The sequence below is a fragment of the Mesorhizobium sp. LNJC405B00 genome (genome assembly GCF_000502615.1).
Taxonomy (GTDB): Bacteria; Pseudomonadota; Alphaproteobacteria; order Rhizobiales; family Rhizobiaceae; genus Mesorhizobium.
Genome location: NZ_AYWC01000010.1, coordinates 178,532 through 190,843 on the forward strand (window position 1 = coordinate 178,532; position 12,312 = coordinate 190,843).

Annotated in this window: 10 protein-coding genes; 3 read left to right on the forward strand and 7 right to left on the reverse strand. The window is 62.5% G+C overall.

Translation table 11 applies throughout. The features are described 5' to 3' along the window. Positions 1-3: 3 nt before the first annotated feature. Entirely contained in the window at positions 4-2,004 is a 2,001-nt protein-coding gene (locus X756_RS146150) for a hypothetical protein (RefSeq protein WP_023730662.1), read from the reverse strand. Next, positions 2,001-3,554: a bifunctional ADP-dependent NAD(P)H-hydrate dehydratase/NAD(P)H-hydrate epimerase gene (locus tag X756_RS146145; protein WP_023691258.1), complete on the reverse strand. Its 1,554-nt coding sequence runs from the start codon at positions 3,552-3,554 to the stop codon at positions 2,001-2,003. Before X756_RS146145 ends, X756_RS146150 begins: the two co-directional genes overlap by 4 nt. A 384-nt stretch (positions 3,555-3,938) precedes the next feature. Here X756_RS146145 and X756_RS146140 point away from each other — a divergent pair, with 384 nt between their 5' ends. Beyond that, positions 3,939-4,277: a P-II family nitrogen regulator gene (locus X756_RS146140; RefSeq protein ID WP_006205430.1), complete on the forward strand. Its 339-nt coding sequence runs from the start codon at positions 3,939-3,941 to the stop codon at positions 4,275-4,277. Between the two features lie 58 nt (positions 4,278-4,335). Continuing rightward, positions 4,336-5,745: a type I glutamate--ammonia ligase gene (glnA, locus tag X756_RS146135; protein WP_023730663.1), complete on the forward strand. Its 1,410-nt coding sequence runs from the start codon at positions 4,336-4,338 to the stop codon at positions 5,743-5,745. Between the two features lie 137 nt (positions 5,746-5,882). Here glnA and X756_RS146130 read toward each other — a convergent pair whose 3' ends face one another. Then, complete coding sequence (locus X756_RS146130) at positions 5,883-6,923, reverse strand: glutamine synthetase beta-grasp domain-containing protein (protein ID WP_023730664.1); 1,041 nt, start codon at positions 6,921-6,923, stop codon at positions 5,883-5,885. Between the two features lie 317 nt (positions 6,924-7,240). Here X756_RS146130 and X756_RS146125 point away from each other — a divergent pair, with 317 nt between their 5' ends. Further along, positions 7,241-7,438 (forward strand): DUF2735 domain-containing protein, encoded by a 198-nt coding sequence (locus X756_RS146125; protein ID WP_023730665.1) that lies wholly within the window; start codon positions 7,241-7,243, stop codon positions 7,436-7,438. A gap of 94 nt (positions 7,439-7,532) precedes the next feature. On the opposite strand, the gene X756_RS146120 is transcribed toward X756_RS146125, so the two are convergent. The 4 genes from X756_RS146120 to X756_RS146105 form a co-directional block, all read right to left on the reverse strand. Then, positions 7,533-9,419 (reverse strand): MFS transporter, encoded by a 1,887-nt coding sequence (locus X756_RS146120; protein ID WP_023682590.1) that lies wholly within the window; start codon positions 9,417-9,419, stop codon positions 7,533-7,535. Positions 9,420-9,597: 178 nt separating this feature from the next. Next, positions 9,598-10,389 carry an ATP12 family chaperone protein gene (locus tag X756_RS146115; RefSeq protein WP_023691254.1) on the reverse strand — a complete coding sequence of 264 codons (792 nt, stop codon included), beginning with the start codon at positions 10,387-10,389 and terminating at the stop codon, positions 9,598-9,600. A gap of 11 nt (positions 10,390-10,400) precedes the next feature. Beyond that, entirely contained in the window at positions 10,401-11,318 is a 918-nt protein-coding gene (locus X756_RS146110; RefSeq protein WP_023730666.1) for a DMT family transporter, read from the reverse strand. A gap of 2 nt (positions 11,319-11,320) precedes the next feature. Beyond that, entirely contained in the window at positions 11,321-12,301 is a 981-nt protein-coding gene (locus tag X756_RS146105) for an RluA family pseudouridine synthase (RefSeq protein WP_023698805.1), read from the reverse strand. Positions 12,302-12,312 lie beyond the last annotated feature (11 nt).

A 12,312-nucleotide genomic window follows, 5' to 3' on the forward strand; every position in this document is an offset into this window, starting at 1 on the left:
GGCTCACTCCTCTTCCGCCGCCCCGAACCCCGCATTCCTGGGGGCGCTGGTCGCGCTCGCCCAGGGCGTCGCGTGATTGTCGATGCGCATCTGGAAGATGAAATAGGTCGGCGAGCAGTAGCCGATGCCTTTCACCTTGGCAGCACCCGGCGTGTCCGGCGGCAGCGACTGGCACATATAGTCCTCGCGGCAGAAATGATCAGCCGAGCAGGCTGGACGGTTGCCGCGGTTGACCGCGCCGCCGAGGCACTGGTCGAAATTGTTGGTGGCGACGCAGGTGTCGAATTTCTTGCCGCCGACCATGCCGCAAATTTCCGATGGCATCGGCTTGCCCGTCTTGAATGCGGCGAAGCTGCGGTCCTTGTCGTCGCAGGCGCGATAAGCGATGCCTGCCGGTACGCCGATTTTCGGTGGCCGGCAGGTGTAGGCGGTCCGCGAAAAGGTCGGCGCAAAAGCCGCGAACTGGCCGGTGATCTTGTAGCGGTCGTTGAACGGCTGAGACGGGTTGCTGGCGATCGACCCGGTCAGGCAGGGATGGCCCGAAAACATCTTTGGACTGTCCGTGGGCAACAGACATTGCGCCAACGCGGTATGCACGCCTGAAGCCGTCGCGAGCGGCGTGCAGACGGTGCCGCCACCGCATTGCCAGGTCGCGCCGAAGCGTTTTGCATCATCCGGCATCAGGCACGGCATCGCCATCTCGGCCGGGGCGTAATCGACATCGCCGGCATCGGTCCATGTCGCCGGCGGCGCGAAGGACAGCGGCCGGTAGCGGTTCGGCTCCTTGCCTTCTTCCGTCGCGCGCAGCCAGGCCTCACGTCGCGGAATCTCGGCATGGAGATGCGGCGAGATGCCGACCTCGATCCGGTTGAGAGGCGACGTCGTTTTGTCGTCGAGGCCGATGAAGTGAAAGCCGGCCGTCGAGCCCGCCTGGTGGCAGCCCTGGCAGGCGCCATTGTCCAGCCGCTCGACCAGCGCCTCCGGTGTCCGCACCAGCTTTAGCGCCGCATAGTCCAGGCCGGCGAAATCCGCTGGCTGGAACAGCGGCGTGAACGGATGGTTGGCCCGTCTCGCGCTGCCGAAGGTCGACCACGAGATGATTTTCTTGGCCAGGAATTCGTCGGGGATTTCGTAGACGCCGAGATCGACGGCCGCGACATTGGCGCTGACGTAGTCGGCGAGCCCTTTCTTCAGTGCGGCATCATCCGAGAGCCGCGCAACGTCAGGCGTATTCTCCAGCGGCTTCTCGCTGATGGCAGCGCCATCGATGCCGAAGATCCGCATCAGATAGGCCGCCTGCCCGCCGAATTCGGTCTCCTGTCCCGAGGGAAAACGCACCACCTGCGCATTGAGTTCAAGCTGCTTGAACGTCAGTTCCTCCGGTGCCAGCGAACCGCCGGCCAGCCAGCCGGCATCGACGTTTTCGTCGATCTGCGGTGTCCAGCGCCCGGCAACGCCGACGCAGCCGCCATCGGCATCCGGCGCCACGCTGTAGACGGCGTTGAAATTGAATGGCAGCCGCGATGCCAAAACCTTGCCGTTCTTGCGGAAACTGTAGGCCAGGCGATAGATGAAGCGCACCTCGCCACAGCTCTTGTCGCCTTGCAGCGCGGTGAAGTCACGCCGGTCCAGCCGGTTGACGACGCCGACCAGGCGGAAGCGCGCGGCCTCGGTCTTCAGCCAGCGCATATCCATGATGCGGCCGACATTGCCGTCGGTCACCTCGTAGAGCGTGCGCCCGCCGGCCTTTATCTCGGCCCGCAGCGTGGCAATATCGGCCGCCACCATGTCGACAACAGCACGATAGGCCGGCACCTCACTGTAGAGCGTCTTCAGATCGTCCGCGCCGTCGACGGCGAAAATGCCGGCGAAGCCAAACCCCTTGGCATCGAGGGCGGCGAGCACCGCCGGATCGTCGACGATGGTCACCGGCTGCTCAGCGCGCACGCCATGCGAGGCGAACAGCGCGATGATGGCTGCAATGGCGAGCGCGAAACGCTTCATCCGATCGGCACCTTCTGCCGTGCCTCGACAAGTTCACGCAGCACCGGCACCAGCGCCAGCGGCAGATCCTCGGCGATCAGACCCGGTCCGAAGCGGCTGCCGGCCTCGGCATGGATCCAGACCGCTGCGCAGGCGGCCTCGAATGCCTGCATGCCCTGCGCCAGCAGCGCGGCGACAATGCCCGCCAGCACGTCGCCGGAACCGGCGGTGGCGAGCCATGGTGCACCATTGGCGTTGATCACCGCGCGGCCGTCCGGCGCCGCGATGACGGTGTCGGCGCCCTTGTAGACCATGATGGCGTTGGCTCGTTCAGCGGCTGCGCGCGCCTTGGCGAGTTTCGACTGCTTCTTGTCCTTCGCGATGTCGGGAAAAAGTCTGGCGAATTCGCCTTCATGCGGCGTCAGCACCAATACCGGCGCCCACGGGAGCAGCGCGGCGTCGAACAGGGCCTGAGGCTGATGCGCCAATGACGTGATGGCGTCAGCATCCAAGACAATGGCAGGGCGCTGAATTCCGAATGAACTCGTCGACGTGCGGTTTAGGTCAGCGACCGTCGCGATCAATTGCAACGCGAAATCCCCCACTTTGGGTTTCGGCCCGAGCCCTGGTCCGAACACAAGTACTTCGGGGTGCCTCGCCGACAAAAATTCCTGCACTTCCTCCATCGAACCGGCCTCGCGCAGCATGATCGATGTCAGATGCGCGGCGTTTACCTGCATGGCATTTTCAGGCGAGAGCACGGTCACCGCCCCTGCCCCGGCTCTGGCTGCAGCCATCGCCGACAGCCGCGCCGCACCTGTCGCGCTCGGCCCGCCGGAAAAGACGCTGACGTGGCCGCGCTTATACTTATGTGTATCGACCGCCGTTTTCGGAAAACTGTATAGCCAGAAATCAGGCGTGTTCTCGAACGTCTTGATCTTGAACTCATCGACGATCGCATCCGGAATGCCGATATCGGCGATGATGATCTCGCCGCAGAGGCTGCGCCCCGGCATCAGCAGATGGCCGGGCTTTTTCCGCACGAACGTCACCGTCACGTCGGCCTTGAAATAAGCGTTGCTCAAGCCGGTCTCGCCCGACACACCAGAAGGCAGATCGATTGACACCACAGGCACGCGCTCCGCCGCGGCCAATCCTGAGACGGCAGAGGCATGCAGGGATATCTTCTTCGACAATCCCGCACCATAGAGCGCGTCCACGACGACTTCACCCGGTTCCGGGTAGCAGTGTCCGATGTGCTCGACCGGCAGATTGCAGGCCTCGGAAGCTCGCGCCGCATCACTCCCGGGCTTCTGCTTGCCTTCGGCCCAGAGCGCCACATTCACACCAGCCTCGGCCAGCAACCGCGCTACAACATAGCCGTCGCCACCATTATTGCCGGGGCCGCACAGCACGTGCACGCGGCTTGCTGCGGGATAGCGTGCCAGGACCACAGCAGCGACCGCTTCGCCGGCGCGCTGCATCAGGCCATAGCCGTCGAGCGGACCGGCCGCGATCGCCAGCCGGTCGGCCTCGCCCATCTCGGCCGGCGACAGGACTTCATTGCTCATGGATTGCCGATCCGCATTTCGTTCAAGGCCGACCCCTTTGTCCCTATCGAGCATTGTCCAGTTTCGGATTCGAAGCAAACGGCCAGGTGCTGCGTTGGCGTGCGGCCAATCCTTTCGCAGACTGGTGCCACGGATCCGCGCGGGCCTGCAAAATGCGCAATCTGCCTAATTATCGTGCAGACGCCCGAAGCGGCAATGTGTAGGCTTCGGGCAGCTTTGCCGCAGCCGAAGCAGAGGATGACGCGAATGTGCATCCCGGCGCGGCGCGGCATTGGAATTGCGCGAAACCGCTTCGCGTGGGCTGAAATTGGCACAGTTCGTGCTTGATGGAGGCGCAAGCGGGGCGCACAACCCGTTTTTTTGGCAGTGGAGGCCACTTTTTACATGAAAAAGATCGAAGCGATCATCAAGCCGTTCAAGCTAGACGAAGTGAAGGAAGCGCTTCAGGAGGCCGGTCTGCAAGGCATCACCGTGACCGAGGCCAAGGGCTTTGGCCGCCAGAAAGGCCATACCGAACTCTATCGCGGCGCCGAATATGTCGTCGACTTCCTGCCCAAGGTGAAGATCGAAGTCGTGCTGGGCGACGACGCCGTTGAAGGCGCCATCGAAGCCATCCGCAAGGCGGCGCAGACCGGCCGCATCGGCGACGGCAAGATCTTCGTCTCCAACATCGAGGAGGTCGTTCGCATCCGTACCGGCGAAACGGGGATGGACGCCGTCTGAGCTTTCTGATTTCAGATTAACGTCTCCTCGAAACGTCATCACACAGGGAAGAAACGACATGACGACAGCCAAAGACATCATGAAGCAGATCAAGGACAACGACGTGAAATTCGTCGACCTGCGCTTCACCGATCCGAAGGGCAAGCTGCAGCACGTGACGATGGATGTCATCGAGGTCGAGGAAGACATGTTCGCCGACGGCGTCATGTTCGACGGCTCCTCGATCGCCGGCTGGAAGGCGATCAACGAGTCCGACATGGTGCTGATGCCCGATGCGGACACCGTCCACATGGATCCGTTCTTCGCCCAGTCGACCATGGTCATCCTGTGCGACATTCTCGATCCGGTCTCCGGCGAATCCTATAACCGCGATCCGCGCGGCACTGCAAAGAAGGCCGAGGCCTACATGAAGGCCGAAGGCATCGGCGACACCATCTATGTCGGCCCCGAAGCCGAGTTCTTCGTCTTCGACGACGTCAAGTACAAGGCCGATCCCTACAACACCGGCTTCAAGCTGGACTCGACCGAACTGCCGTCCAACGACGACACCGACTACGAGACCGGCAATCTCGGCCACCGCCCGCGCGTCAAGGGCGGCTACTTCCCTGTGCCGCCGATCGACAGCGCGCAGGACATGCGCTCCGAAATGCTGACCGTGCTCGCCGAAATGGGCGTGCGCGTCGAAAAGCACCATCACGAGGTTGCCGCTGCCCAGCACGAGCTCGGCATCAAGTTCGACACGCTGGTCCGCAACGCCGACAAGATGCTGATCTACAAATATGTCGTGCACCAGGTCGCCAACGCCTATGGCAAGACGGCCACCTTCATGCCGAAGCCGATTTTCGGCGACAACGGCTCGGGCATGCACGTCCACCAGTCGATCTGGAAGGACGGCAAGCCGACCTTCGCCGGCAATGAATATGCCGGCCTGTCGGAGTCGTGCCTGTTCTACATCGGCGGCATCATCAAGCACGCGAAGGCGATCAACGCCTTCACCAACCCGCTGACCAACTCCTACAAGCGCCTTGTGCCTGGCTATGAAGCCCCGGTTCTGCTCGCCTACTCCGCGCGCAACCGTTCGGCCTCCTGCCGCATTCCGTTCGGCTCGTCGCCGAAAGCCAAGCGCGTCGAGGTCCGTTTCCCCGATCCGGGCGCGAACCCCTACCTCGCTTTCGCCGCCATGCTCATGGCCGGCCTCGACGGCATCAAGAACAAGATCCACCCGGGACAGCCGATGGACAAGGATCTCTACGACCTGCCGCCGAAGGAACTGAAGAAGATCCCGACCGTCTGCGGTTCGCTGCGCGAAGCGCTGCAAAGCTTGGACAAGGACCGCGGCTTCCTGAAAGCCGGCGGCGTCTTCGACGACGACCAGATCGACTCCTACATCGAGCTCAAGATGGCCGAAGTGATGCGCTTCGAAATGACCCCGCATCCGGTCGAATACGACATGTACTATTCGGTCTGAACGATAAGCCTCAGCGACAAGGAAAAACCCCGGCGTCAGTTCAGACGCCGGGGTTTTTGTTTGACCAATAGCAGACCGTAGACGTGCTAGCAGCAGGCTACGGCGCAGGCTTATGAAGCCTGCGCCGCTATAGATGCTTAGGCGGCCGCCGAAACCTGCGCGCTGGTCGCAACCTCCGCGATGGTCTTCAGGATCTGCGAAGCGATCTGGTAAGGGTCGCCTTGCGAATTCGGGCGGCGGTCTTCCAGGTAGCCCTTGTAGTCATTGTTGACGAAGGAATGCGGCACGCGGATCGAGGCGCCGCGGTCGGCGATGCCGTAGCTGAAGCGGTTCCACGGCGCGGTCTCATGCTTGCCGGTCAGGCGCTTGTCGTTGTCCGGGCCGTAGACGGCGATGTGGTCCATCAGGTTCTTGTCGAATTGAGCCATCAGCGCTTCGAAATAGGCCTTGCCGCCGACTTCGCGCATATAGGCGGTCGAGAAGTTAGCGTGCATGCCCGAGCCGTTCCAGTCGGTGTCGCCGAGCGGCTTGCAGTGATACTCGATGTCGATCTCGTATTTTTCGGTCAGGCGCTGCAAGAGATAGCGGGCCATCCACATCTGGTCGGCGGCCTTCTTGGAGCCTTTGCCGAAAATCTGGAATTCCCACTGGCCCTTGGCCACTTCGGCGTTGATGCCTTCATGGTTGATGCCTGCTGCGAGGCAGAGGTCGAGATGCTCCTCGACGATCTGGCGCGCGAGCGGGCCGACATTCGAATAGCCGACGCCGGTGTAGTACGGACCCTGCGGCGCCGGATAGCCGCTCTCGGGGAAGCCGAGCGGACGGCCGTCCTTGTAGAAGAAATACTCCTGCTCGAAGCCGAACCAGGCGCCCTCGTCGTCGAGGATGGTGGCGCGCTTGTTGGACACATGCGGCGTCACGCCATCTGGCATCATCACTTCGCACATCACCAGCACGCCATTGGTGCGGGCCGGATCGGGGAACACGGCAACCGGCTTCAGCACGCAATCGGAGCTATGGCCTTCGGCCTGCTGCGTCGAGGAACCGTCGAAGCCCCACAGCGGCAGTTGCTCGAGCGTCGGGAACTCGGCGAACTCCTTGACCTGGGTCTTGCCGCGAAGATTGGGGACCGGCGTGTAACCATCGAGCCAGATATACTCGAGCTTGTATTTCGTCATTCTAGAGCCTCTCGTTGCTTGATCACCGAACCTGGATGACGCCGGCGCGCCGAGCCATCCAGCAGCCCAGCTGCCAAGCCAATAAAATGCAAATCGTGTGCCACTTCAGTTGGTCAGGGTGCGGCAAAAATGCCCTTTCATGCCGGTGACGAAGGCAAGCCGCCTAAGCAATGCGCCCGGATCGATCAAAGGCAGAATTTGCTTAAATAACAGGCAAATGCCGATCTTTCTTTAGGCATCTTGCCTAAAAGGATTGCAGGACCTACCTTGATGGAAAGATGAATCGAAGAGCCTCTCCAGAAGAAAGGAGACCGACCATGGAAATCACCTCAGCCCGTCCGTCGGCCAAAATCCTGATGTTCCCGGCGGCATCGCGTGCATCTGCCTCAAATTTAGGCGTAAAGGCCAAGTTTGCGGCAGAGCTTGCTTCGCTGCGCGATCACCCGCTCGACCATGGCGAGGCCTGGTATCATGAGGCCGCCATTGCGGAGGCCGAACAGCCTCGCAAGAGCTAGGCGTCTTCCGCGCTGATAGATCGAACAGGCCCACAAAGCAAAAACCCGGCGCGATCGCTCGCGCCGGGTTTTTTGTTTGATACAGGGCCGTCGGCTACTGCTTGGTATGCAGGTCGGTGCCGAGCGTATCCCTGACGAAGATCATGCCGATGATCAGCGTCACCGCCGCGATCACCACCGGATACCAAAGGCCATAGTAGATATCGCCCTTGTAGGCGCTGAACGCGAACACGATCGCGGGCAGCAGGCCGCCGAACCAACCATTGCCGATGTGATAGGGCAGTGACATGCCGCTGTAGCGGATGCGTGTCGGGAACATCTCGACCAGGATCGCCGCGATCGGCCCGTAGACCATGGTCACGTAGAGGACCAGGATGAACAGGATGCCGATGACCTTGGCCCAGTTGACCTGTGCGGGGTCGGCAAACATCGCGAACGCGCCCGCTGCCGGAACGCTGTAAACGGTCACCTCGGTGGCGCCCGCGGCCTCATCCTTGGTCAGCACCTTGTCCTTGATCGCCTGTTCGGTCGGGACTGCGGTCTTCTCGCCGGCGCGGATGGCCGCCGCATCGAGCTTCAGTTCAGGATTGGCCGCGACAAAGGCGTCGAGCTTCTGGTCGGCAACCTTGGCGGCAGCACGTTTCAGCGGATAGCCGCCACCCTGAAGCGCGAGGTTGATACCCTTCTTGAAGGCAGCGTCGCTGGCAGCCTTCTTGTCGCCCGCGGCCTTGGCATCATAAGACGCCACGGTTTCGCTGCCAATCATGACACTCGCCGGGGTCCCCGCCGCCGCCGTCGAGACGATGTCGTAAGGCACCGAGTTCTTGGCAAGGAAGTCGGTCGCGATATCGCACGAACTGACCGGCACGCGCGTGCCGGTCGGGTTGAACTGGAAGTTGCAGTCTCCCGGCGCCGCCGTCACCGTGGCGCGCGTGTTCTGCTGCGCGGTGGCGAGCGCCGGATTGGCGGCCCAGGTCAACGCCTTGAACAGCGGGAAAGTGGTGACGACCGCCAGCGCAAGGCCGGCCATGATGATCGGCTTGCGGCCGATCTTGTCGGACAGCCAGCCGAAGAAGACGAAGAAGCCCGTGCCGAGTGCCAGCGCAATGGCGATCATGATGTTGACCGACTGCGCGTCGACCTTGAGCACATTGGCCAGGAAGAACAGTGCATAGAACTGGCCATTGTACCATACCACGGCCTGACCGGCGGTGAGGCCGAACAGCGCCAGGATGGCGATCTTGGCGTTTTTCCACTGGCCGAAGGCTTCCGACAGCGGCGCCTTGGAACTCTTGCCCTCTTCCTTCATGCGCAGGAAGGTCGGCGATTCCGAAAGCGACAGCCGGATCCAGACCGAAATGCCGAGCAGGATAGCCGAGACCAGGAACGGAATGCGCCATCCCCAGGCGTTGAAGGCGTCCTTGCTTACGGAATTCTGCACCAGCAGGATGACAATCAGCGACAGGAAAAGGCCGAGCGTCGCCGTCGTCTGGATCCATGAGGTGTAGAAGCCGCGACGGTCGTCCGGCGCATGTTCCGCGACATAGGTCGCGGCGCCGCCGTACTCGCCGCCAAGCGCCAGGCCCTGCAGCATGCGAAGCGCGATCAACAGGATCGGCGCCAGAATGCCCAGTGTCTCTGAGCCCGGAAGCAGGCCGACAAGGAAAGTCGACAGACCCATGATCATGATGGTGACAAGGAATGTGTATTTGCGGCCGACGAGATCGCCGATGCGGCCGAACACCAGCGCGCCGAACGGGCGCACGATGAAGCCGGCAGCGAAGACCAGCAGCGTGAAGATGTAGCGGGTGCTTTCGGGAAACGAGTTGAAGAAGGTCAAGCCGATCGCGCCGGCCAACGCTCCGTAGAGATAGAAATCATACCATTCGAAAACCGCGCCCAGCGAGGAGGCGAAGATGACCTTCTTCTCCTCTCGTGTCATGCCGCGGCTGGCTCCGCCGGCGGTCGATGCCAATGCCATTGAACTGTCCTCCCGTGAATCGTCTGCCTTCGACGCTGGGCGTCATCGTCGGCGTTCCCTCTGAACGCGACTCAAACCAGCCATCAGCGTAAAAAATGACAGAAAGCGACCGCCGGAGGCAGACAGACCTTGGGTTTATGACTTTGGTATTAGGTGCAGTGCGGCAAAAGGCCGAGGATCAGGTCTTCAGCGCATCGAGCAGGCCGACGGCCGCCATCATGTCGCGCTTGCGGGCCGAGCGGCGTGCGACAGCCTCGGCATCCTGGCCCCAATGCTCGATCTGCCAGTCCTCGTCGACATGGCCGGCGGCCCAAGCCGCGTCGCCATCGAGCGCGCCGTAATCGACCGCCAGCGCCAGCAGCGCCGACCCGGTCAGCGAAGTCATGACATGGATTGCGGCCAGCCGCAGCGGCTCGGCACGCTGGGCAAGATGGGCGCCGAGCACTGCGATGCTCTCGCGCGGCTGTTCGACATGGATAATGCCCTCGGCGAGGTTGAACCGAGCCCCTAATGTCACCCTCGCCCAGTCGATCACCGGATCCCAATGCTGGTTCTGCCGCTCGACCAGCCCCTGCGGCGCGTCGGCGCGGTAGCAGGTCAGATCGGACGAGGCAAAGCGCAAGACGTCCTCCAGCACCGCCTGCGGGTCGCTGGCGACGCCGTCGATGGCGGTGTTGACCAGACGCAACACCGGCATCGTGACCGGGTCGATGGTCTCGCCCTGTGCAGCGAACTCATTGGCGACCAGGGCGGCGGCCTTCTCGGTCGGCAGCGCCAGCAGCGCCTTGCCCGGCGTGCGCACCGGCTTGCCGTCGAGATGGACGGCAAAACCGTCTTCCACAGCTGCGACCGACACGTCCTTGTAGAAGCGCTTCGGCAGGTGCGTCTTCATCTGGATCTGCGCGCGGCGCACCGGATCCGGATCGGACAGATGCTTTCCCGCTTCGAGGTCGTTGAGGATGTCACGCATGGTCGAACTTTCTATCCAGGTACCTGCTTGCGCGCCGGCCGGTTGACGATGATCAGGCCGACAGCGATCAGCCCAAGCGCCACAAAGATCCTGGTCGTCGGCGCCTCGCCCAGAATGATAGCGCCGCAGAGGACGCCGAACACCGGCGACAGAAAAGCGAAGCTCGACAGGCCCGATGCCGGATAGCGCCTGAGCAGCCAGAACCACAGCACATAGGTGAAGGCAACTATATAGAGCGACTGGAACAGCAGCGCCAATGTCGGCAAGGCACTGACCGCGCGGATCGGCGGGCCGGCGAAAGGCATCACCAGGACACCGACAATGGCCGCACCGGCCAGCTGATAAAGCAGCAATTTCTCGGCACTGGTCTCGACCAGTTTCGAACGCTTGATGACGATGCTGGTCGCCGCCCACAGGATGCCGGAGCCGAGGCTGAGCAGATCACCCATCAAGGTCATCTCGGTGCCGCCGGCAATCCCGTCGGAAAACACCGCCACCAGGCCGCAGAAGGCGAGAACGAGCCCGCCAAGCTTGCGCGCGTTGATACGCTCACCGAGCAGGAAATGGCCGCCGATCAGGACCCAGAACGGCATGGTGTTGACCAGCAGTGTGTTGCGAGCAACGGTCGTGTATTCCAGCCCGATATAGAGGCACAGGAACTCGACGCCGAACAGCACGCCGACAATGATGCCGGCGACAAGCGACCCGTCGGCCTTAAACAACCTGATGCCGCGCAGCCAGCACCAGCCGAGCACACAGAGCCCGCCAATGATCGAACGTGCGATCGAGACGAAAACCGGATCGAAGCCGGCATAGGAGATCTTGGCGGCGACGTAGTTCAGCCCCCAGGAAAAGGTCAGCCCGACCATGATGGAAGCAGCCGCCAGATCGACCGCATCGCGGCGATCCAATGCCGAGGCAACGGCCAATGTCAGTCCTCCGCGCTGGCGTCGTCGAAGCCGATCAGGTTCCAGCTCTGGCGCATATGCGGCGGCATCGGCGCGGTGACGTCGATGATGCCCTTGTCCGGGTGCGGTATGACGATGCGGCGCGCATGCAGATGCAGGCGGTTCTGAATGCCGCCCGGAAAGTCCCAGTTGGTGTCGGCCTCGAAATATTTGGGGTCGCCGAGGATCGGGCAGCCGATATAGGCGGCATGAACGCGCAGCTGGTGGGTGCGGCCAGTGTACGGCTCCATTTCCAGCCAAGTCATCGTCTGAGCCGCCTGCTCGATGATGCGATAGTAGGACACGGCGTGGTCGGCGCCCTTTTCGCCATGGGCTGCCACGCGCACGCGGTCGCCGTCCTCGGTCGGCTCCTTGATCAGCCAGGTCGAGATCTTGTCCTCACGCTTGGGCGGGACGCCCTTGACCAGCGCCCAATAGGTCTTCTTGGTCTCGCGCGCCCGGAATGACTCGGAAAGCTTCATCGCCGCAAGCCTGGTGCGGGCAACCACCAGCACGCCCGACGTGTCGCGGTCGAGCCGGTGCACCAGGCGCGGCTTCTCGCCCTTCTGGCTGCGCCAGGCCTCCAGCATGTCGTCGACATTGCGGGTGACGCCCGAGCCGCCTTGCACCGCCAGGCCCGCCGGCTTGTTGAAGACGAAGACTTTTGGATCTTCGTGGATCAGCATCTTGGCCAGCACATCGGCGTCGCCCTGGTTGCGGATCGAGTAACCCGTAAGCGCACTCTCGCCCTTCTTGTCGACCTCGAGCGGCGGCACACGCACCACCTGGCCGGGCTCGACACGGCTGTCGGCCTTGACCCGGCTGCCATCGACGCGGATCTGGCCCGAGCGCAGCAACTTCTGCAGATGGCCAAAGCCGAGGCCGGGGAAATGGGTCTTGAACCAGCGATCGAGCCGCATGCCCGCCTCGCCGGCCTCCACCGTGATCTGTTCTACGCCTGCCATGATTTTCGCTT